Annotated in this window: 22 protein-coding genes; 8 read left to right on the forward strand and 14 right to left on the reverse strand. The window is 34.4% G+C overall.

The window, feature by feature from the left end; genetic code table 11:
• Nucleotides 1-54: 54 nt before the first annotated feature.
• A complete protein-coding gene (locus ACMGE6_RS03400) occupies nt 55-1,650 on the reverse strand; it encodes an L-lactate permease (RefSeq protein WP_414054439.1) in 1,596 nt (531 codons plus the stop codon).
• Between the two features lie 332 nt (nt 1,651-1,982).
• Between ACMGE6_RS03400 and ACMGE6_RS03405 the strand changes: the two genes are divergently transcribed.
• Nucleotides 1,983-2,519, forward strand: coding sequence for a hypothetical protein (locus ACMGE6_RS03405; RefSeq protein ID WP_414045151.1), 537 nt, complete (start codon nt 1,983-1,985; stop codon nt 2,517-2,519).
• A gap of 196 nt (nt 2,520-2,715) precedes the next feature.
• Here ACMGE6_RS03405 and ACMGE6_RS03410 read toward each other — a convergent pair whose 3' ends face one another.
• On the reverse strand, nt 2,716-3,924 hold the full coding sequence (locus ACMGE6_RS03410) for a NupC/NupG family nucleoside CNT transporter (protein ID WP_414054440.1): 1,209 nt from the start codon (nt 3,922-3,924) through the stop codon (nt 2,716-2,718).
• A 302-nt stretch (nt 3,925-4,226) separates the two neighbouring features.
• Between ACMGE6_RS03410 and ACMGE6_RS03415 the strand changes: the two genes are divergently transcribed.
• On the forward strand, nt 4,227-5,501 hold the full coding sequence (locus ACMGE6_RS03415) for a DUF1958 domain-containing protein (RefSeq protein WP_414054441.1): 1,275 nt from the start codon (nt 4,227-4,229) through the stop codon (nt 5,499-5,501).
• Between the two features lie 5 nt (nt 5,502-5,506).
• On the opposite strand, the gene ACMGE6_RS03420 is transcribed toward ACMGE6_RS03415, so the two are convergent.
• Nucleotides 5,507-6,100, reverse strand: coding sequence for a TetR/AcrR family transcriptional regulator (locus ACMGE6_RS03420; protein ID WP_414045154.1), 594 nt, complete (start codon nt 6,098-6,100; stop codon nt 5,507-5,509).
• 188 nt (nt 6,101-6,288) lie between these two features.
• Between ACMGE6_RS03420 and ACMGE6_RS03425 the strand changes: the two genes are divergently transcribed.
• Together ACMGE6_RS03425 and ACMGE6_RS03430 are read left to right on the forward strand one after the other, a co-directional pair.
• Nucleotides 6,289-7,632 carry a YhgE/Pip domain-containing protein gene (locus ACMGE6_RS03425; protein WP_414054442.1) on the forward strand — a complete coding sequence of 448 codons (1,344 nt, stop codon included), beginning with the start codon at nt 6,289-6,291 and terminating at the stop codon, nt 7,630-7,632.
• A 70-nt stretch (nt 7,633-7,702) separates the two neighbouring features.
• The gene (locus ACMGE6_RS03430) at nt 7,703-8,413 is read left to right on the forward strand and encodes a M50 family metallopeptidase (RefSeq protein ID WP_414054443.1); all 711 of its coding nucleotides are present in this window, start codon (nt 7,703-7,705) and stop codon (nt 8,411-8,413) included.
• Between the two features lie 223 nt (nt 8,414-8,636).
• On the opposite strand, the gene ACMGE6_RS03435 is transcribed toward ACMGE6_RS03430, so the two are convergent.
• Nucleotides 8,637-9,530: a nuclease-related domain-containing protein gene (locus ACMGE6_RS03435; protein WP_414054444.1), complete on the reverse strand. Its 894-nt coding sequence runs from the start codon at nt 9,528-9,530 to the stop codon at nt 8,637-8,639.
• A 153-nt stretch (nt 9,531-9,683) separates the two neighbouring features.
• On the opposite strand from ACMGE6_RS03435, the gene ACMGE6_RS03440 reads away from it, so the two are divergent.
• The 3 genes from ACMGE6_RS03440 to ACMGE6_RS03450 all read left to right on the forward strand — a co-directional run bounded on the left by ACMGE6_RS03440 (nt 9,684) and on the right by ACMGE6_RS03450 (nt 13,588).
• A complete protein-coding gene (locus ACMGE6_RS03440) occupies nt 9,684-11,135 on the forward strand; it encodes an NAD-dependent succinate-semialdehyde dehydrogenase (protein WP_414054445.1) in 1,452 nt (483 codons plus the stop codon).
• 114 nt (nt 11,136-11,249) lie between these two features.
• Complete coding sequence (locus ACMGE6_RS03445; protein WP_414054446.1) at nt 11,250-12,440, forward strand: MFS transporter; 1,191 nt, start codon at nt 11,250-11,252, stop codon at nt 12,438-12,440.
• Nucleotides 12,441-12,547: 107 nt separating this feature from the next.
• The gene (locus tag ACMGE6_RS03450) at nt 12,548-13,588 is read left to right on the forward strand and encodes an SDR family oxidoreductase (RefSeq protein ID WP_414054447.1); all 1,041 of its coding nucleotides are present in this window, start codon (nt 12,548-12,550) and stop codon (nt 13,586-13,588) included.
• A gap of 26 nt (nt 13,589-13,614) precedes the next feature.
• Here ACMGE6_RS03450 and ACMGE6_RS03455 read toward each other — a convergent pair whose 3' ends face one another.
• The 7 genes from ACMGE6_RS03455 to glp form a co-directional block, all read right to left on the reverse strand.
• A complete protein-coding gene (locus tag ACMGE6_RS03455) occupies nt 13,615-14,628 on the reverse strand; it encodes a fatty acid desaturase (protein WP_414045161.1) in 1,014 nt (337 codons plus the stop codon).
• A gap of 223 nt (nt 14,629-14,851) precedes the next feature.
• The gene (gene moaA / locus ACMGE6_RS03460) at nt 14,852-15,865 is read right to left on the reverse strand and encodes a GTP 3',8-cyclase MoaA (protein ID WP_414054826.1); all 1,014 of its coding nucleotides are present in this window, start codon (nt 15,863-15,865) and stop codon (nt 14,852-14,854) included.
• Nucleotides 15,849-16,475 carry a molybdenum cofactor guanylyltransferase gene (locus ACMGE6_RS03465; protein WP_414054448.1) on the reverse strand — a complete coding sequence of 209 codons (627 nt, stop codon included), beginning with the start codon at nt 16,473-16,475 and terminating at the stop codon, nt 15,849-15,851. The genes moaA and ACMGE6_RS03465 overlap by 17 nt, the downstream gene beginning before the upstream one ends.
• Nucleotides 16,476-16,709, reverse strand: coding sequence for a MoaD/ThiS family protein (locus ACMGE6_RS03470; RefSeq protein ID WP_414047515.1), 234 nt, complete (start codon nt 16,707-16,709; stop codon nt 16,476-16,478).
• Between the two features lie 5 nt (nt 16,710-16,714).
• On the reverse strand, nt 16,715-17,155 hold the full coding sequence (locus ACMGE6_RS03475; RefSeq protein WP_414045164.1) for a molybdenum cofactor biosynthesis protein MoaE: 441 nt from the start codon (nt 17,153-17,155) through the stop codon (nt 16,715-16,717).
• Nucleotides 17,142-17,645 (reverse strand): molybdopterin-guanine dinucleotide biosynthesis protein B, encoded by a 504-nt coding sequence (gene mobB / locus ACMGE6_RS03480; RefSeq protein WP_414054449.1) that lies wholly within the window; start codon nt 17,643-17,645, stop codon nt 17,142-17,144. Before mobB ends, ACMGE6_RS03475 begins: the two co-directional genes overlap by 14 nt.
• Complete coding sequence (gene glp, locus ACMGE6_RS03485) at nt 17,639-18,889, reverse strand: molybdopterin molybdotransferase MoeA (protein ID WP_414054827.1); 1,251 nt, start codon at nt 18,887-18,889, stop codon at nt 17,639-17,641. The genes mobB and glp overlap by 7 nt, the downstream gene beginning before the upstream one ends.
• Before the next feature lie 60 nt (nt 18,890-18,949).
• On the opposite strand from glp, the gene moaC reads away from it, so the two are divergent.
• Nucleotides 18,950-19,426 carry a cyclic pyranopterin monophosphate synthase MoaC gene (moaC, locus tag ACMGE6_RS03490; RefSeq protein ID WP_414045166.1) on the forward strand — a complete coding sequence of 159 codons (477 nt, stop codon included), beginning with the start codon at nt 18,950-18,952 and terminating at the stop codon, nt 19,424-19,426.
• Here the strand turns inward: moaC and ACMGE6_RS03495 are convergent, their stop codons facing one another.
• The 3 genes from ACMGE6_RS03495 to ACMGE6_RS03505 form a co-directional block, all read right to left on the reverse strand.
• Nucleotides 19,427-19,933, reverse strand: a complete 507-nt coding sequence (locus tag ACMGE6_RS03495) for a MogA/MoaB family molybdenum cofactor biosynthesis protein (RefSeq protein ID WP_414045167.1) — start codon at nt 19,931-19,933, stop codon at nt 19,427-19,429. It lies immediately after the preceding gene.
• A gap of 10 nt (nt 19,934-19,943) precedes the next feature.
• Nucleotides 19,944-20,945 carry a ThiF family adenylyltransferase gene (locus tag ACMGE6_RS03500; protein WP_414045168.1) on the reverse strand — a complete coding sequence of 334 codons (1,002 nt, stop codon included), beginning with the start codon at nt 20,943-20,945 and terminating at the stop codon, nt 19,944-19,946.
• 113 nt (nt 20,946-21,058) lie between these two features.
• Complete coding sequence (locus tag ACMGE6_RS03505; protein ID WP_414045171.1) at nt 21,059-21,709, reverse strand: response regulator transcription factor; 651 nt, start codon at nt 21,707-21,709, stop codon at nt 21,059-21,061.
• Between the last annotated feature and the right edge of the window lie 3 nt (nt 21,710-21,712).

Below are 21,712 nucleotides of genomic sequence, written 5' to 3' on the forward strand. Positions count from 1 at the left end.
AAGACTCCTTTTTAATTTTGAAATGATTTATATTTTGTTACATACTTACTATTCTTATAAAATTATGCTTAAAACGTAAGTCCAGATACATACAAACACTAATAATCCAATACTATACTTTAATGTCATATTTAATAATTTTGATTCCTGACCAACTGCACCAACAGCTGCTGTAGCAATCGCAATTGATTGTGGTGAAATAAGTTTGGCCATTACCCCACCTGCAGTATTTGCTGCTACTAATAAGGCTGGATTTGTACCAATTGTACTTGCTGCAGTTGCCTGAATTGAAGCAAATAAAACGTTGTTATTTACTACAGATCCTGTCATGAATACTCCAATCCAACCAAGTATCGGAGATAATAATGGGAAGATTGAACCTGTTTTTGCAATTGCCTGCCCCATCGCAACGGTTAACCCACCATACGTCGTTAACTTAGCAATGGCAAGAATCGCACAAATTGTAATAACCGGAATCCATAATTCTTTGATTGTTTTACCTAATAGACTAAATCCTTGGCCTAGGTTAATTTTTGGAGAAAGGATAATTGTAAATAATACAGCAAGTAAAATTGCCGTACCCGTTGCTCCAATTAAATCTAATTTCAGCATAACACCTTTTTGTAAATTTTCATTAAAGGTACCAGGCATCTGGAATAATAGCACTGACTTTTCAAGTGCTCCACCAGGCAAGAACAGCGCTTTAAATGCTGGTAAACTCCAGATAAGCACAAAACCAGTTAAGAAATAGAATGGGCTCCATGCCAAAGCAATTTCTTTGATTGGATGATGGGTGATATCAACTTTTTCATCTGACAGTCTAAAAATATGTTTTGGCTGCCATTTACTACAGAAAATTGCAAGTGCAGCCATTGCTAATAAAGCTGGTAAAAGCGCTGCTAATTCAGGACCCATTACTAATGTAATAACTGTTTGAGCAGCAGTATAAACTAAACCAGAAATTAAAATCGCAGGTAATGTTTCTTTAACACCCTTTACTCCATCTAACACAAGAATTAATAGGAATGGAATTGCTATATTAATAATCGGTAAAGTGTAAGCCGTCATTTGTGAAACGTCCATTGCAGTGACGTCACCTTTTAAACCAAGTGTGTTCACGATACCTACTGGGATACCTATCGCTCCGAACGCTCCTGATGCACCATTCGCAATTAAACAGAACATCGCAGCTTTTAAAGGATTAAATCCTAACTGAACAAGTAATACAGAACAAATCGCAATAGGTACACCAAAGCCAGCTGCACCTTCTAAAAATGCATTAAAACAAAATCCAATTAATAAAAGCTGGATACGTTGGTCAGCAGAAATACCAGCGATTGAATCCTGAATCACTTGAAACTTTCCACTTTCAACAGAAACTTTGTATAACCACACGGCCATGATGATAATGTAACCAATCGGAAACAGACCCTGTACTACCCCTTCTGTTACACCACCAGTAGCAACAGCTCCAGGTAATTTAAATACGAACAATGTAATTAAAATGGTAACTACTAATGTAACGAGAGCTGCGTTGATACCTTTCATCTTGAACACTGTTAAGCATAACAGGAACAAAATAATAGGTACTGCTGCTACAAGTGCCGATAATGCTAAGTTGTTGAATGGATCAAATGAAGTTACGAACATTACTATCCCTTCTCTCTAATTTCTTCTCTTTTCTGCAGTAAATGAAATAATGAAAATAAAGAAAACTGTATCTATTTTTCAAGCTCACTGCCTATTACAGTTACAATACTACAACGGATAATACGCATATGCAAGCATTTTTTGTGATTCGTTTCACAATTTAATTTTTTGACACATTTTTACTATTTGTAATTTCAGCTATATAGTCTTACAGCACAATAAAGATAACGCTTACATATCAATGATTAAAAATATAAGAATCAGGGTAACTTAATAATAATTCTATCTGAAAAATTTATTTATTAAAAATGATATAGTGGGAGGTAAGATTTATGAAGACAACTAAAAAAGTTGCAGCAACTGTTCTCGCCGGTGGTTTGATTGCATCATTTATACCATCAAATGCTGATGCTGCAGGTTACTATTACTGGCACAAAGGCGATATGGACGATAGCACCGTATTAAATAAAAACTTTAGGAACGCAATTCAAAAGAATAACTTTACGTATGATGGCGTCAACATCAATACAGAATATGGTATTTTCACGCGTGTGATGAGAAACAATGGACTAAGCTATAAGAAAGTACGAAACGGGGTATTCCAATCACGTAATGCTACATTTGTCTTTGGTTTAAAGAATAACCGATTAACAAACAGCTCAAAATTAAAAGGCATTTATTTTACTTTTGATGACTATGCAATTACTACAAGTACGATCAAAAAAGTTTATGGTACACCAGATAGTAAGAAGACTATAAAAAATGGACTATCTTATACTTATAATGCTCACTATAATATAAAAAATAAGTTCGATTTTGTTAAAACGAATGGTAGCTATAAATTAACAGGATTTATGACTTCAAAATAAACGAAAAAACAGGACTGGAAAAAATCCAGTCCTGTTTTAATTTGCAAGCGACTTCTTATTGGAATTAAATGCACGTTTCAAGCGTCTTCTAAGATCTCTTAACAGTCTTTTCAAAAGAACCGTCTCCCTTATTCGCTTTTTTACATTTACATTATAACAAGTCTATATTAATTCTGTATGAATTTAATATTAATTCTTACCAGCTGAATAAACCAACAAATCCAGCAGATAATAATGATACTAAGATACCAGCAAGTAACATCATAGGTACGTATTTAGCAATGAAATCTGAAGTCTTAACATCTACGATACCTTTTAAACATCCGATAATCATACCAACTGTTGAGAAGTTAGCAAATGAGATTAAGAATGTTACAAGTACTGCTTTCATGTGATTGTCCATTTTAGGTAATGATTTTTGAATATCCATCATTACAACGAATTCGTTTGTAATGATTTTCTTCGCCATATGTCCACCGACAGTTAATGCATCATCTAAAGGTAAACCTAAAAGCATAGCAAATGGTGCCATAACCCAACCTAGGATTAAACTTAAATTTAAATCTTTATTGAATAATCCTAATAGCATATCAATAAATGCCGCTAATGATACGAATGCGATTAAAAATGCAGCGATAATTAAGATTAATTTACCCGCACCTAATACTGAATCACCTAAGAATGAGAAGAACGGTTGACGTGTTTCTTCTTTAATTTCCACAACATAATCTTCTTCTGGTGTTAATTTCACTGGGTTTAGGATTGTTGAAATAATAATTGCGTTAATAATATTTAACGGAATCGCTGTAAGTACTAATTCACCAGGAACCATTTGTACGTATGCACCTACAATTGAACCTGAAATACAACTCATTGACATTAAAGCAAGCGTTAATACACGTGCTTGGCTCATTTGACTAACTTGTGCTTTAGAAACAGCTAAAGCTTCTGTGTTTCCTAATACCATCATTTCTACAGAATAGAAAGATTCGAATTTCGGTTGCCCTGTAATTTTACCGATTAACCAACCACTCCATTTAATGATAAATGGTAATACTCCGATGTACATTAAAATATCAAATAATGGTACAACAAAAAGAATTGGTAATAATGCAGCCACAAACATGTTTCTGTTTTGTGGATCTTCAAGATGTGCCCAATCTCTAAACGGCATTGCAACACCTTGATAAGCTGCTTCTAACATCCAGCTAAAACCATCTGCTACAGCTTTTACACCAGTACGTCCCCAAGAGAACTGTGTAAAGAACCATGCTAAAAATAAGTTAACCACTAACATAATCGCAACTGACTTCCAGTCGATATTCTTACGATCACGAGAAAAGGCAAATGCGACTAAAATAAAGACAAAGATACCTAAAACATTAAGTAATAAGAAAGTATTCATGATTTCCACCTTTTTAATTTTTATGTATTAGATTATAGCATGATTAACTCGTAAACAATACACTTTTTTTCATTTATTCACGAACATTTTTTCACCCGAGACTTTACAAACGATTTAAATCTCGAATTATGGAATTTTTGTAACCGTTTTACCTGTATTATCATTTGTATTTTAATGTTTTAACACATTTTCTTCAATAAAGTTAAAAATTTAATTTTAAAATTATTAATATCGTTATTCTATTAGGGTAATGTGTTAAAATAAGAGCATTGTAAATTCGAATATGTAGGGGTCTTGTCAGTATGAAATTCTTTAACTTTAAATTACTCATATCTTGTTTTATTTTAATGATTTGCTCACCTCAAATCGTCTTGGCCGCTTCTCCTTATGAGATAGCCAATTCGGCAGGCTACACTGTACCGCAAAAGGATAATCCAAAAGGTACCATCGTTGTAGCTACTAACGGTCAATTACTATATGGTGAAAATATTGATAAAAAGTGGCCACCCGCTTCAATGTCAAAACTCATGACCTTATACTTATTATATGAAGAGATGGATAAGGGTTCTATTTCACTTAATACGAAAGTAAAAGTTACTGATAAATATTATGGTATCTCTCAACTGCCGATGCTTAGTAACAATAAATTTCGTAAAGGGGCTACTTATACAGTTGAAGAACTGATAAAGTTAGCTATCGTGCCTTCAAGTAATGCCGCTACATATATGCTAGCGAACCTGGTAGAAAAAGATGATTCTGATTTTATCGATAAGATGAATACTACTGCTAAAGAATTAGGTATGAAAAACACACATTTTTTAAATGCAGCTGGACCACCTAACAATATGCTCCGTCAATATAAGGCTGAACGTTATCAACAAGATGACGATAACTTAAGTACCGCTCGAGATTATGCAATTCTATCTCAAAAAATTGTCACTGAGCATCCTGAAATTTTAAAATATACTAAAAAGACTTACATCACGATTAAACCGGGAACTGAAGACGAAGAATCTTTTGGTACATATAATCACTCTCTTGAAGGTGCACGTCTGGAATCAAAAGGTGTAGATGGTTTAAAAACAGGTTCTAGTGATACAGCTGGATTTAATACTACAATCACAGCTAAACGTAATAATTTAAGAGTAGTGGAAGTTATACTTGGTGTGGGTGACTGGTATGATCCACCTGCAGAATTCAATCGTAATGAAATGGCCAATGCATTACTTGATTTAGTGTATAGTAAATATCACTATAAAAAAGTGCTATCTAAAGGTGTCCATACATTTAAAGGGAAAAAATTTTATGTTCATGATGACTTATATGATGTTGTAAGAGATGGTCAATCCGGAGAATTAATATTAAAAGATGGCAAAGTGCATTATGACTATGATCGTATGTTTATATCAGACCAATATAAACCGGCAACCGTAAAATATGAAGATTATGACCAATATAAACGTAAGAAATTCTGGGATGATCACTATGTAACAATCATCAGTACCTTAACCGGCTCGTTTGTTCTAGGACTATCTTTATTGTGTTATTATTTCTTAACAAAATCTAAGAAGAAGTAGGCTCTCTACTTCTTCTTTTTTAATTCCTGCTGCAACAATCTTATTGGACCGTTATACGCCATTTCATAAGCATACTTAGCAATATCTTCTGGTGATTCCTGCATATCTGTTTTGACCCATTGTTTAATAACACCCATTTGTGCACTCGATACAAAAGTGAAATAATAACTAAAAGGTATACCTTCTATCTCTTCCAAATCAATCATACGCTCAAAGTTGCTTTGTATCATTTTTCTAAACTTATACTCAAATGTTGTATTTAAATTCGGATGCAACATTACTTTAAAGAATAATTTATCTTCTTTCAAAATACTCATTACCTTCTTAATAAACACTTCCTGAAATAAATCATCTTCGTGAATCACTGCTGACAAATCCATTGATTGCTGCAATTCAATAAAACGCTGTAACATCTCATTTTCTATAGATTCAAGTAATTCAAATTTATCAACATAATGTAAATAAAATGTCCCCCTATTAATATCTGCTGAATTTGCAATATCATTAACTGTTATGTTGTCGAAAGATTTTTCTAGCATCAATTCTAGTAATGCTTTTCGAATACTTTGTTTTGTTTTTCTAATACGTCTATCTTCCATATAAACTTCTCCTGTCATTAATCCTAATGATTATTTTTTTAAATTTCGTTTAATAATCAACAAATTTATTTAAAAACGTTGTTTAAAATACTTAATGCCCTTTTTTGATTATTGTAGCTAGGTTTATTCTCATTATAATAAACACTATATCAATTAATCAACACAACGTTCATTAGGAGGACAATAATATGAAAATATTAAAAAATAAACTACTGTACCTAGTACCATTTGTTGCTTTATTTATCATCGGATTGTTATCACTGGCTTTTTCTCCTGCATACAATCCAAAACCAAAAAAAATGCCCATAGCAATTGTAAATTTGGACAACGGCATTAAAATTCAAGGTCAATCGAAAAATATCGGTAAAACATTCATTGACAAACTACAATCAAATAAAGCATTTACTAAGAAAGTAAAATTCATCGAGGTAGATTCTGAAAAGGATTTAGAAAAAGGCTTTAAAGATTTAGATTATTACGGAGCTTTGGTTATTCCAAAATCATTTACACGTGACGCTACAAGTGCAATGCGCAAAGAGATTCAAACAGCAAAAAAAATTGAAGGAGTACAAAAAGCAAAAGCTACTCGTACAGAGTTAAAACAAAAAATTGAGAGCGGATCTATTTCACCTGAGCAGGCACAAATGATTATCAGTCAAATGCAAAAGAAACAAGCAAAAATATTGGCAGCAAATAAAGAGGTTTTGAAACCAATCGATGTAAAAAAAGCTATCTTGAAAATAACTATAAATCAAGGAGCTTCTACGCAAGGCGCACAAATTTCAGATAATATCCTAACGAATATGGTATCTAAGTTAAACGATACTCTAGCTCAGCAATCAGTTACACAACTTGATAAAGCAAATGTTAAAGTATCAGCCAAATCAATGAATCAATTAATGCACCCAGTTAAAGTTAATCATACAGTAATGCATAAAATTAAAGATCATCAAGCAATGGGAAATGCACCTATGTTATTCTTTACACCAATTTGGTTAGGCTCTTTATTATCATCAGTATTACTATATTTTGCTTTTAGAGGATCAAATATTATCCCTAAACGCGAACGTTTTATCGCATCTTTATTTCAAATTATTGCTGCCTCTATTGCCGCAATAACTGGTGGATTTGGAGGAGTATGGTTTATCACATCTATACTAGGATTCAACATGGTTAATCCATTTAACGTAAGTATCTATTTAAGCATTGCAATGTTCGGTTTTATTATGCTGATTTTAGGATTAATGTCGTGGTTAGGCATGCCTGCACTACCATTATTCATGTTGGCTTTATTTTTCAGTATGCAGTTACTCACGTTACCAAAACAAATGTTACCAAAGTTTTATCAAGATAACATATATGATTGGAATCCATTTAAGATATATGGTGATGGTATTAGACAATTAATATACTTGGGCCATCCATTAGAATTCAATACTCCAATGCATTTGTATTTAGGTTTAGGTATTTTCGGAATAATTTCAATTATCTTAGCTGCGGTCATTCGCCCACATAAAGGTAAAAAAGTATAAATTAAAGATGCGACTCCAGATTGAGGAGTAGCATCTTTTTTTGTGCTACGATGAAATCGAGGTGAATCATTTGAATTCCTATATTTTATTAACAACCGCCTGTGTTTATTTTATACTTGCATTGTATTACTATAATCGTCCTAATCTATTAATGTTATGGTTAAGCTATCTTCCAACCTTACTTCATGAATTCGGACATGCTTTAGCTTGTCAGTTAACTGGCGGAAAAGTAAGTGATATCGTTATCGTCACAAGACAATCGGAAAGACGAGCTACAAGTAGAAACGGTTATGTCATATCTCATACGACTACCCCTTGGAATAGATTCGCTACTTTTATCGCTGGCTATTTATCACCTCCATCATTTTTAATGATCGGTGTATTCTGTGTAATTCATGAATGGACTTTGTGGTTTTGGCTATTGATGGGTCTTGTTTTTACTTACTATCTATTAAAAACATCTCGAAAGTTGTTCCCACTTTTTGTGCTTATTCTTCTCTTTGGGGGATGTTATTTTTACTTTCAATATCCAGATTTAGTTTCACTGGAACTTATTAGCAACGGATTTATTTACATATTGTTAGGTATACTTTTAGCTGATACAATCCTTTGCAGTTATACGATTACTTTAATATATTTCCAGGGTAATAAGTCATGGGATGGTGCAATGCTTAGCAGCTTAACAAAACTACCTGTTTTAGTTTATTATTTATTGTTCATTAGCTTTCATTTTTTAAGTTGTTGGTTTGTAATTAAACTTTTGATCGGGAATTTTAATTGATATTTTTTTGGTTTTGTATTTAATTTTTATTTGGCATACGTCGCACCCCATGTGTGACATTCTCAACATGTTTGGCATACGTCGCGCCCCATGTGTGACAATCTCAACCTGTTTGGCATACGTCACGCTCCACGTGTGACAATCTCAACCTGTTTGGCATACGTCACGCTCCATGTGTGACAATCTCAACCTGTTTGGCATACGTCACGCTCCATGTGTGACATTACTTTATATGTTTATAGTAATTCTCAAAATAATAGTAACCTCTATCACATTTCTTAAAGTTATTCTCTAAAATAAATTTAGTGCGGTTTCTATGAGCACGGCCCACCCAACGATTTGCTTCTGTTATACTAAACGGACGATTTAACAACACTTCTAACTCTATTAAATTTTCCCTGATTAAATCGACTTTGTTCATTCTCTTTAGACAACCTTTACATACAATCGTTTTCTTTTTACTTTGATCGATTTCATGTTCCAGACTACAACTGGAACACTGGACTCCGATTCTAATATCATCAAAGTTAAATTCTGGTCTGCGTTCATGTAAACGTATAGGCTTATGTTTTTTCTTAAAATAGGCTGCCATGTCTCTTTCAAGTTCTCCTGCCGGCTCACATTCATTGATCTCTTTCATTATCTTTCCAATATCATAATATTGAATCATATCATGAATTTTTTTATTTATACTAAACCCTTTGTTAATAAATATCATCTTACTTACAACTTCATGACCAACGTCCATCCAGTCAATCTTTGCAGAAAATGTCTCATGCATATTAATAAATTGTGCTTGCGGGTTCTTTAAACTAAAGCCAGATTTTCTCCAGATTAATTCATCATATTCATAAGCACCAAAATAATTTTTCACATCAAATGCAAATAACTTATTTCCCGTGAGTACCAAACGATCAATTTCAAATGATTGCCCATTAAATTCGATACATAAATTGAACAACTGAATATACTTATCTTCTATCGGAAACTCTTTAAGAAATTGTTTTTCACCTACATAACCATAATAGCTTCGATGATATTCTTCACTGTACTCAAAATCTTTTAAGCGACGTTTCAATATATCTTCAAGCACTACTATTCGTGGTGGTTGTATCATGTCTGACCTCCGTTGTTTGATACTTTAGTTATAGCAAAAGTTTGTAAATAGATAGTTACAGTTATCTAAAAATTCCACCAACCATATCCCTTGTTTAACTTATGATGAGCAGGGAAAATATAACTATACATTTATATAGAAAGAGGGATAATAATGGTTCAATCAATCGATAATTTAAATCAAGATTTATTTATAAATGGACAATGGGTTACAGCAAATGATTATAAAGAAGTTATCAATCCAGCTACCGGAGAGAAAATTGCACAAGTTGCTCAAGCAACTAAGGAGCAAGTACAAGAAGCGATTCAAGTTGCTCATGATGCATTTAAGCCATGGAAAAGTTTAGAACTTAAAGAACGTACAGCGTATCTTCATAAGATTGCAGATTTATTAGAAGATAATGCAGATCGATTGGCTGAAATCATGACAATCGAACAAGGTAAACCTTTAAAAGAAGCGCATCTAGAAGTATTAAGCGGGGCAGAAAGTTTCAGATGGAATGCTGAAGAAGCACGTCGTCTATACGGAGAAACAATTCCAGCACCAAATGATTATAAATACGAAATAGCATATGAACCAATCGGTGTTGTCGGTGCAATTACACCATGGAACTTCCCTTCAGGTATGATTACACGTAAGCTTGCACCTGCTTTAGCTGCAGGTAATACTGTTGTATTGAAACCTTCAGGTGATACGCCTTTATCTGCGCTTGCTATCTTTGAATTATTTGAACAAGCAGAGTTACCTAAAGGTGTTGCAAACATCGTGATGGGTAGTTCAAAAGAAATTGGTGAAGCCTTCACTAGTTCTAAGCTAGTTAAGAAAATCACTTTTACAGGGTCTACCCCAATAGGTAAAGCATTGTATGCGCAATCTGCTGATACATTAAAGAAAATGTCTTTAGAGCTTGGTGGTCATGCACCATTCATCGTGAATGAAGATGCAGATATCGATGCGGCTGTCGACGGTTTAATGGCTGCTAAATTCAGAAATAATGGACAAGTATGTATTGCACCGAACAGAATATTTGTACATCAGTCAGTTAAAGATAAATTCTTATCTTTACTCACTGAAAAAGTTGAAGCCTTAAAAGTAGGTAATGGTCTTGAAGAGGATACAAAAGTAGGACCATTAATTCGTGAAGATGCAATCGAAAAGATTAAAAAGCAAATTGTGAATGCAACCGATAAAGGAGCAACACTTGTTACTGGTGGTCACCGCTTAACTGGAGATACTTACGATAAAGGATTCTTCTTCCAGCCTACTATTTTAGATAATGTTAATACAACAATGGATATATTCTACGAAGAAACGTTTGGTCCAGTAGTACCGATCATTACTTTCAATACGCTCGATGAAGCTATTTCAATGGCTAATGATAGTGAATATGGCTTAGCAAGCTATGCGTTTGCAAAAGATAGTAAGGCAGTCAATAGCTTAGCCACGCAATTAGAGTATGGTATGGTCGGCATCAATGCAGTGAACATCTCTAATCCTGAAACCCCATTTGGTGGCGTGAAAAATTCTGGATTCGGTCGCGAAAACTCACACTTAGGTATTAAAGAGTATGTAACAGCTAAATTTATTAATACTAAATTTCTATAATCCATTAAAGCTTAAGGTCCTGCCTTAAGCTTTTTGTATTTACATATAAATTCACAAGGTCTATAATGTTATAGTTATTAATTCAGAGTAATACCATAAGAAAGGAATGATTATTTGTCACGTTCAGTTGATAAATTATGGACCCGTGAATTCGTACTTGTTTCACTTATTAATTTTATTATCATGCTTTCTATGTTTTTATTACTTGTAACAATCGGAGGGTATGCTGTTGAACATTATCATGTTGCAACAAGCACTGCCGGTCTTGTTTCAGGTATTTTTATTGTAGGAAGTTTGTTCGGAAGATTTTGGGCAGGTAAATACATTGAAATTATCGGCCAGAAAAAGATATTGGTAATCGGTGTTATTATATTTACAATCACCACTGCACTTTATTTCGTTTCATTTGATTTAACCATTCTTATTATTGTTCGCTTACTAAATGGTGTAGGCTGTGGGATTGCATCAACAGCAACCGGTACCATCGCAGCATTCATCACACCGAAAAAACGTCGCGGTGAAGGTATTAGTTATTTTAGTATGAGCGCTGTAATGGCGACTGCTGTAGGTCCTTTCCTTGGAATGTTTTTACTTCAATTTATCTCATTTAGACAACTTTTCATTTTCTGTTTAGCACTCGCTCTCATCGCTCTATTCATGTTACCTGTCATTAAAGTTAATGAAAACTTAGAAGGCTTAAAGGCACAATCACCTAAAGGATTACATATCTCAAATTTCATCGATATGAATGCCATTCCTATCGCTATTGTTGTCTTAGTTTGTTGTACTGCTTATTCTAGTGTTTTAAGTTTTATATCTTTTTTTGCTAAAGAAAATCATCTCGTAACTGCCGGAAGCTTTTTCTTTTTAGCTTATGCCATTGTCATTTTATTATCACGACCATTTACAGGTAGATTGATGGATACCCGTGGTACCAACATCGTAATGATTCCAGCGATGATTTCATTTATTGCCGGCTTACTTACATTAAGTATTACACATAGTTCTACGATGCTTATCATCAGCGCAATGTTACTTGGTTTCGGTTACGGAAATTTCTTATCTATTGCTCAAGCAATCGCAGTTAAACGTACTGAACCGAAAAAAATCGGCCTTGCTACATCTACCTATTTTATCTTTTTAGATTTCGCATTAGGATTTGGACCTTACTTATTAGGTATCTTTATTCCAATGATCGGCTTGCACGGTCTGTATTTTTATATGGCAATCGTTGTCCTTATAGGCATGTTCCTCTATTTTCTTTTACACGGTAGAAAAGCACATATGTATGATTCACTGAACTAAGGCAAATACGCCTTAGTTTTTTAATTGCTTATGTTTTTCCTTTACTTAAGATACATTTTTTTGCACAATAGAAGGTACGTATTTATTAAAAGAGGGATGTGAAAACTTTGAAAATATTTTTAACAGGTGCTACCGGATTTGTTGGTGCACAACTAATCAATAATTTATTACAAGATAAAGATAATGAACTTTATGTTTTATATCGAGACGAACACCGAAAAAACAAACTCATTAATGAAGAGAATGAGCATAGATTCCACTTCATAAAAGGAGATATTACGCTACCTGACTTTGGAGTAGATGAAAGTATAATTGCACAATTACCTGCTATGGATTATTTCTATCATTTAGCTGCACTCGTTAAGTTCGATGAAGATTTAAGAACTGATTTATTTAGAATCAACTATGAGGGTACAAAAAACGCTCTGGCTTTTGCAGAAAAAATTAATTCGAATCATTTTATTTATGTATCTACAGCTTATACTGTCGGTGTGAATGAAGATGCAAAAGAAGAGTTACACGACATCTCAGCTGAAACAAATAATCCTTACGAGGAAAGTAAAGTGAAGGCTGAACATTTAGTTGCTACCTCTCCGATGAAAACTTCAATTTTAAGACCGGCTATCATCATTGGTGATTCGGTCACAGGTGAAGCAGATTCTAAATTTACAATGTATGGATTTATGAAAGCGTTAAAAGTGTTTAAACGTAAAATGGATCGTCATCCTGATAGTCAGGAACTAAGCTACAGGTTATTTGTAGATGATAACTGTACATCTAACTTAGTGCCGGTAGATTATGTGGTAAAAGTACTTACCCGTGCGATTCCTCATGCAGAAGATAAAAAGATTTATCACATTACGAATAATCATCCACCTGAAAATCTTGAAATTTTAGATATGATTAAAAAATATTTAAATTTTGATCAATTAACAGTCGCTCCGACTATCGAAAAACACACAATGAATGATCAGGAAGCGATTCTCAACGGGTACATTGAGGTCTTTGAACCTTACTTTAAAAAGTCAGTTGTGTTTGATGAAACAAATACGAAAGCCCTACTCGAAAAGTCAGGTGAAGAGACATTGACACTGACACCAGCACAATTAGACCATATAATATCTGTGTTCTTCAAGACACAAAAATAAGGATCTGGCATACCAGATCCTTATTTTTATACTATTTTTTTACCAGCATAATGCTGATAATATTCTTTAAATGTTATAAACACCTTTCTTTTTTCATCATACAACTTATATCGAATCGATGCTAAGCTTGTCTTAAGTGTTATCGTTGTCGCATGTTGTAATGGTGGTGTTTCTTCATGTGCTTTTTCAAGGTAGTAATTAGGAATTCTTGGACTTAAATGATGTACATGATGAAATCCGATATTTCCTGTTAGCCACTGAAGTAACTTTGGTAATTTATAATACGAACTGCCTTCAACGGCTGCTTTAACATAATCCCATTCGGAATTTTCTTCAAAGTATGACTCTTCAAATGTATGCTGAATATAGAACATCCAGATTCCGAGCATACCTCCGATAAACATCACCGGAATAAATACAGCCGCAAAAAGTCCAAATCCAAACCAGTAAATGATAGCGCCATAAATCACAATAATTGCGATGTTATGTAACCATGTATTCACTCGTTCTTTTTGTCTCGCATCTTTTCTGTTAAAACGATTGGCAATGAGCAATAAGTAGATTGGTCCTAATATAAACATCACAAACGGATGACGATATGCACGATACGCAAGTCGAGTTTTCTTATCTGCTGCTTCATATTCTTCAATCGTCATCATCCATATATCACCGACACCTTTTTTGTCTAGATTCCCACTTGTCGCATGATGGATATTATGTTCTCTTCTCCATTGTTCATAAGGAAATAACGTCAAAAATCCGGTGAAATTACCCAGTCTGTCATTCCATTTCTTATTTTTAAAAAATGAACCATGACAGCAATCGTGAAAAATTATAAAACTTCTCACTAAGAAGAATGCCCCAATCACACCTAACACAACGGATATTACAGGTGAAATTTGATAGCTGAGCATTCCTATAATAATACATAACAAATACGGTATCAGCGTATTTAAAATTTGTATGATACTTAACTGAAATTCAGATTTCTCATACGGCTTTACTGCTTTTCTTAACATTAACTTTTTATCCCTTTCCATAGGTCACCTCTTAAAAAAATAATAATGAAGCCAGTAATCCCTAATCAGTAACAAAAAGTTTTTACTTATTCATTATAAACGTTTAATCCAAATAATAAAACATAAAAAATAGCACCTAGTCCTAAAATCAGACCAAATGCTATATTACTATTATTTATCTATATTCAAGACTATTATTCTCGTTAATAGATAATAAAAATACTATATTATAATAACAAAAAAATTATCCACCAATATAATTCATATCTATCTTCTTTTTATTTCTATTTCTTACCGTTTCTTCTGTGCGCTCATCAGAATAACGATCATCACGTTTGTTCCATAACTGTGTTAGCTTTTCTTCTAATGCTTCATCTGTTGCACCGTTACGAATAAATGATTTGATATCATATCCATCTGTTGCAAACAGACAACCAAATATTTTTCCATCAGAGCTCAGTCTTACACGTGTACAGCTAGAGCAAAAAGATTCAGAGACGCTGGTAATAAATCCAATATTTGCGCCATTATCATGTTGATAATATTTAGCGACCTCACCATAATACTTCGGAGCAACAGGCTTAATATCAAATTCACTTGATATGATATCAATCATTTGCTGTTTAGAGATAACCTTATCGAAATTCCAGCCATTATCATTTCCGACATCCATAAACTCAATGAAGCGCAACGTGATTTGCTTATCTTTAAAGTATTGCACCATAGGTATCATCTGGTTATCATTTAGCCCTTTCTGAATAACCATATTCACCTTTACTTTTAAACCGATTGCCACTGCGTAATCAATTTGTTCTAGGATCTGCGATGCTTTTATACCACGCCCGTTGATAGCTTCAAAAGTCTCATCTAAAGCATCCAGCGATACATTAATTCTGCGTAATCCTGCATCAAATAGTGCTTGTCCGTGTTTTTTAAGCAATAGACCGTTTGTCGTTAATCCTATATCTTCAATACCATCTATTTTATTGAGTTCAGCTATCAATACAGGTAAGTCGCGCCTTAACAAAGGCTCTCCACCAGTAATACGAATTTTCTTCACACCTAACTTCGCATACACTTTAGCAAGACGTATCAATTCTTCGAACGTTAGCAATTGATCTTTAGGTAAGAAGACATAATCATCCCCAAATACTTCTTTTGGCATACAATATGTACATCTAAAATTACAACGATCCGTTACTGAGATTCTAAGGTCGCGGATTGGACGTCCTAATTTATCTTTAATTTGCTCCATGATATCCACTCCTTAATAGTAAAACACGTTCCATATCTTCTTTTGTATTAATATTTTCATACCAGAAAGGCGTGCTTTGAATTCTACTTACATGTATCAGTGTCATATCATCTTTTGTTAATGCTTTTAAAGCGAAATTTCGGTCATCAAGCGCTTTTTTTACTACCTGCAACAGTTCGTAGCGGTAGACAGCAATCGTACGATGTATTTGTTCTCCGTCATGATATACTAGCGCACTATCTCTCGTATGCACACCTGCCATTTGTATTAAATAACGAATCGCAACTGGTGTGATGAAGGGTGTATCAACTGATATAACACAATATTCTTCATTTGGAATTTCAAGCATCACTGCATAAATTCCTGATAGCGGCCCACATTCTTTATAATCTGTAACATCTTCTATTACTTCTATATGTAGTCCACGCTGGTTGATATCGTCGATAAAGTACTGAGACAACATCTTATTCGAACTTAGAACGATTCTTTCTATCCCACTCTCTTTCATCGCTCTGTATACATGAACATAAAAAGGCTCGCCATCTAATGGATAAAGTGACTTGTGACTACCAAATCGACTTGACTTACCACCAGCCAATATTACACCTATCATTTAACCACCACTAACGGGTGGAATCAGTGCAACAACATCGTGATTCATAATCATTTCATCGTCTTTGACAAACTCTTCATTAACAGCAACTTGATATGACTCATCTTGAATATTTGGATATGTTTTGTTTAAGTGCATCTTTAAGTCAGCTACAGAGATGGGTTCTACAAATGTAAACTCATCTTGTGCACGATTTACTTTTGCTTTAATATGTGCAAAATATAATATTTTCATGTTCATCATCCTTTATATTTAGAATGGTAGCCACGCTGTCCACCAATCCATTCTTCTCCGTCTTCCCAAATTTCCTTTTTCCATATAGGAACAATTTCTTTAATTCTTTCAATAGCATATTCATTTGCTGCATAGCTGTCTTTACGATGGGGACTTGATACACAGATGACTACAGCAATTTCTGAGACCTGTAAGTTCCCAATACGATGGGCGATACTTACAATAGTTCCAGGCCACTTCTCATTGATTTCATCCCCAATTTGTGCAAGCTTCTTTTCAGCCATCGGGACATAAGCTTCATATTCAAGATATTCAGTTTTTATTCCCTGTGTCCATTCACGGACAATTCCTGTAAACACACACACTGCTCCTTGATGAGGTGTTACAGTTAGTTTTCTATAATGCTCGACATCAATTGGCATCGTTACAATTTCAAATTGTTTCACGTGTATCATCCACCCATTTATTTAAAAATGTTTCTAATATTTCATTACTTCTATAACGTTCTTCAGACGTATTAAGCATCAGCTGAATATTAGATAAATTGATTAATTCTTTCTTATCATCATCTTTATTAAATAAAACTATTTTATCATAGGTCGCATACTTAAATCCCTCAATAAGAATTACATCAGGATTCGTAGTTACTTCATGCGCAATAATATGCTCCAAACTATTTACCGCTTCTTCATCCGCAAATTTCAATAATTTATGAATATATTGATGTCCCTGTACAATACTTTCATCTGCTCCATTATCCATGTAAGTGATATGATCTCTTCTTTTCGGAATATCGATATCCTGAACGCCTTTATCTCCATGATGTTTGATAACCGCTACTTTTAATCCTTTCGACTTTAACAAACGAATGATTATATTCATTGTCGTTGTTTTTCCACTCTTCTTATAACCTGTCACCTGCAAAATCTTTACCATGGCACACCATTTGATGCAGATAAGCGATTAACCAATACGTCTACAGTATCACCTGCCACAAATCCACGCGTACCACCCGGCAGCACAATCATACTATTACTTGTTGCAATCGCTACTACCGCATTACTTTTATTAAATCCACTTGGTTTTACAGTCATTGTATTATAATCAAGATCAGCACGAATAAAGCGTGTGAATGGATTTGCTTTCGTAAAGTCTTCAGACAAAGTTGCTTTAACAAATGTAGGATAGACATCTCTTTCACCCATCATCGTCTTAATAACGGGGCGTGTATACAGTTCGAATCCTGTATAGCAAGCACTTGGGTTACCAGATAAGCCAAATAAGAAGTGATTATCCTTTACTGCAACCGTTGTTACACTACCAGGTCGCATGGCAATCTTGTTGAATAATACATCTGCTTCTAAATCTTTATAAATTTGAGGCATATAATCGAAGTCTCCCACACTTACACCACCTGTAGTAATCACAATGTCATGGGAGACCTGAGCATCTCTTACTACGTTAAATAAAGTATTGTAATCATCAGCTTTAACATGATAACTATTTACTTCGATGTTCATATCCTTACATAACCCTATAATCATTGGACCATTGGAGTTTCTAATTTTTCCTGGAGTAAGCGATTCATTAATGTCCACTAATTCACTGCCGGTAGCAATGATTGCAACAGAGGGTCTTTCATAAACCTTAACTTCCGCATAAGAAAAAGTTGCAAGTACTGCAATAACACCTGGTGTTACCTTCGTACCACGCGTTAAGACAATATCACCCTTTTTACACTCTTCTCCTTGAAAAGAAATATTCTCACCACTCGTAAATGGCTTTCTTAGAGTAAATCCTTCCTCTGTTGCGACAGTCTGTTCAAGCATAACGACTGCATCAGCACCTTCAGGGATTGCAGCACCCGTCATAATACGCACCGCTTCATTACCCTGTAGTGCCTTATCGCTAACAGTTCCCGCCCCGATATGATCAACGACAGTAAAGTGTTTACGTTGCTCACCACTTGCATCTTTGCTCGCTTCACTTCTAATCGCAAATCCATCGTATGGTGATTTATTAAACATCGGAATATCATACGTTGCAACTATATCCTCTGCTAAGACGTATCCCAAACTTTCCAGATAGTTAACTGTTTTAATATTTTTGTGCTTTACATGTTGAATACACTTTTCAATTGCTTCACGTACTGGAATTGGTGTTCTTTTCTCTAACATTATGTATCCTCCTTTTAAAATGTAGTATGATAAATAAAAGTATATAAGAAAGGAAGTAATTCAATGAACCAGTTCACACACTTTAACGAACAAGGCAGAGCGAAAATGGTAGATGTATCAGACAAACAGATTTCAACACGTATCGCTGTTGCCAAAAGTTCTATTAAAGTTAATGAAATTATTTATGATCAAATTATTCATCATAAAAATAAAAAAGGTGATGTATTAGGAGTCGCACAGGTCGCAGGTATCATGGCCGCTAAAAATACAGCACAAATTATCCCGATGTGTCATCCTCTAAACTTAAGTGGTATCGATATTGCCTTTGAATGGGATACAATAGAAGGTTATGAAATTCTAATAACCTGTACAGTTAAGACTACCGGTCAAACAGGCGTTGAAATGGAAGCCTTAACCGGCGCGAGTGCTACTGCTCTTACAATTTATGATATGACTAAAGCTGTGGATAAAGGTATGATCATTGGTCCAACGTATTTAGAGTCTAAGTCCGGCGGAAAAAATGGTGACTTTAAGCGATAATTATTTATTAAGCTCATGCACAATATGATGAATCTGTTGTGTAATGAGCTTTTCCATTGCGAGTTTGACAGCCCCTACTGAACCCGGAATCGAGAATATCACAGTATTATCTTTTGTACCACATAACGCACGAGATAGAATCGCACGCGGACCAACATCTTCTGTATAGCTTAAAAATCTAAAGATTTCCCCAAAACCTTCCATCTCTTTATCGATGATTGATTTAACCACTTCAATCGTCACATCACGCTTCGCAACGCCAGTTCCACCCGTTGTTATAATTGCATCTACTTGTTGGTTTAATAACTTTTGGATGCCTTCACGAATAGCTTCCTGATCATCCTTAACAATCATATAATGTTCTTTATCTACTGGAATGTCTATCTCCTGTAAATGTGTAATTACAGCTTTTCCACCTTTATCTGTATCAAAGTCGCGTGTATCACTGACAGTAATCACACCAACCTTTAAATCTTTGCGTTTAATATTATCATGTTCACTACTCATGTATATCCTCCTAACCGAATAATTGATGGTAAATTGTTTTAGCAATATTAACTGACTTTACTTCATGAATTAATAATCGCCCACCCTTAAACCATATCATAGGATGATCCTTAAATTTAAACCTTATGAAATAAGGATTCTCAATATGCTTTATATGATGAAGTTCTAAATGACGTAAGAGGTCTGTTTCTGTAAAATTAAGAGAAGTAAATTGAACCGTATCGCGACCACAAAGCATTGTTTCTGTCTGCATATATGTTAAATGCGGGAAGGTCGGAGAGTGACCACATGTTGAACAGTTTTCATTAAACATTCTGGAGAACTTTAATGCTGTGTGATCTATCTGCCATACATCACCAAACACAAGTTTTGCCTCAAAAGGTGTGCGACTTAATATTTTCATGCAATACATCATCTGATAACTCGTTGCAAGATTCACTGCAGGTTCAATAATTCCCACAGTGTCGCAGGTACGATTCATGACAGGTAACATACCCATCACACAATTGAAACATGGTGTTACACCAGGAATAAAAGGACAGGCTACATATGTCGATTCAACACACGCACCGTAAATCCATGGAATATTATATTTATAGCTAAAATCGTTAATCATGAGTCTCGTCTCGAAATTATCTGTAGCATCCAGAATACAATCACATTGCAAAAACGCCGCTTCCAGAAGCGACGCATCACAATGTTCTATATATGTTTCTAGTAGCAAATCACTACGTATAGCCTTTAATTCACGTGCACAAGCTATCACTTTAGGTGTACTATTTTCTGCATCACTTTCTTTAAAGAGCGATTGTCTCTGCAAATTTGAAACTTCTACATAGTCACGATCAACGATAACAATTTTTTTCACGCCACTTCTGGCAATGGATTCAGCTAAGTGTGTACCTAAAGCACCGCATCCAATAATACCCACGGTCGCATTTTCTATTAAAGACTGTCCAGCTTCGCCAATCCCGTAAAACTTAATCTGTCTATCGTATCTATTCATGACCATCCCTCAGTTCTTTACTTTCTACCTTCTTTTTGTCCATCCAGAACATTGTTAATAAGGCAATTATACCAAAAGCAGTATAAATTCCGTACGAATTTAATAACTCTATTTAGAAATTAAAAATCTAATAATTTTTTCTTCAATGCGTATTCTACGAGTTCGGGCTTTGATTTCAATTGCAATTTATCCATAATACGTGCTTTATGTGCTTCTACTGTTTTCACTGATACAAATAACATTTCAGCGATTTCTTTATTACCATAACCTTTTGCAATCAACGGTAATATTTCCAGTTCTCTTTTAGATAATATCTTTAAATGATCATTCTTTGCAGAATATTCACTATCATGATGAATAAGTTCATGCACAAGTGATGTAGCCATCTTCGGATCAATATATGTATCTCCTGCATAGACAGTTTTCACCGCTTGCACTAATTCTTCATCTGGAGCATTTTTTAAGATATATCCGTTTGCTCCGTTTTTTAATACATGAAATAGATACTCATCGTCATCATACATCGTAAGTATCAAAATTTTTATTTCAGGAAAAGCATCTTTAATCTTCCCAGTTGCTATCAAGCCGGACTCTCCAGGTGGCATACTTAAATCCATGATAAGAACATCTGGCTTATGTGTTGCCACGACTTGAAAAGCTTCCATTCCATCTGCAGCTGTCGCCACAACTTCCATATCATCCTGATAATTCAGAATCATAGAGAAGCCTGTTCGGACGACGGCATGATCATCAGCGATTACTATTTTCATGTT

This window comes from Macrococcus equi (assembly GCF_047426745.1).
Classification (GTDB): Bacteria; Bacillota; Bacilli; order Staphylococcales; family Staphylococcaceae; genus Macrococcoides; species Macrococcoides equi.

Excerpts from the sequence above, each read along its gene's own strand:
- ACMGE6_RS03400 (WP_414054439.1), bottom strand. The coding sequence starts at position 1,650 with ATGTTCGTAACTTCATTTGATCCATTCAACAACTTAGCATTATCGGCA.
- ACMGE6_RS03405 (WP_414045151.1), top strand. The coding sequence starts at position 1,983 with ATGAAGACAACTAAAAAAGTTGCAGCAACTGTTCTCGCCGGTGGTTTG.
- ACMGE6_RS03410 (WP_414054440.1), bottom strand. The coding sequence starts at position 3,924 with ATGAATACTTTCTTATTACTTAATGTTTTAGGTATCTTTGTCTTTATT.
- ACMGE6_RS03415 (WP_414054441.1), top strand. The coding sequence starts at position 4,227 with ATGAAATTCTTTAACTTTAAATTACTCATATCTTGTTTTATTTTAATG.
- ACMGE6_RS03420 (WP_414045154.1), bottom strand. The coding sequence starts at position 6,100 with ATGGAAGATAGACGTATTAGAAAAACAAAACAAAGTATTCGAAAAGCA.
- ACMGE6_RS03425 (WP_414054442.1), top strand. The coding sequence starts at position 6,289 with ATGAAAATATTAAAAAATAAACTACTGTACCTAGTACCATTTGTTGCT.
- ACMGE6_RS03435 (WP_414054444.1), bottom strand. The coding sequence starts at position 9,530 with ATGATACAACCACCACGAATAGTAGTGCTTGAAGATATATTGAAACGT.
- ACMGE6_RS03440 (WP_414054445.1), top strand. The coding sequence starts at position 9,684 with ATGGTTCAATCAATCGATAATTTAAATCAAGATTTATTTATAAATGGA.
- ACMGE6_RS03455 (WP_414045161.1), bottom strand. The coding sequence starts at position 14,628 with ATGGAAAGGGATAAAAAGTTAATGTTAAGAAAAGCAGTAAAGCCGTAT.
- ACMGE6_RS03465 (WP_414054448.1), bottom strand. The coding sequence starts at position 16,475 with ATGATAGGTGTAATATTGGCTGGTGGTAAGTCAAGTCGATTTGGTAGT.
- ACMGE6_RS03470 (WP_414047515.1), bottom strand. The coding sequence starts at position 16,709 with ATGAAAATATTATATTTTGCACATATTAAAGCAAAAGTAAATCGTGCA.
- mobB (WP_414054449.1), bottom strand. The coding sequence starts at position 17,645 with ATGGTAAAGATTTTGCAGGTGACAGGTTATAAGAAGAGTGGAAAAACA.
- moaC (WP_414045166.1), top strand. The coding sequence starts at position 18,950 with ATGAACCAGTTCACACACTTTAACGAACAAGGCAGAGCGAAAATGGTA.
- ACMGE6_RS03495 (WP_414045167.1), bottom strand. The coding sequence starts at position 19,933 with ATGAGTAGTGAACATGATAATATTAAACGCAAAGATTTAAAGGTTGGT.
- ACMGE6_RS03500 (WP_414045168.1), bottom strand. The coding sequence starts at position 20,945 with ATGGTCATGAATAGATACGATAGACAGATTAAGTTTTACGGGATTGGC.
- ACMGE6_RS03505 (WP_414045171.1), bottom strand. The coding sequence starts at position 21,709 with ATGAAAATAGTAATCGCTGATGATCATGCCGTCGTCCGAACAGGCTTC.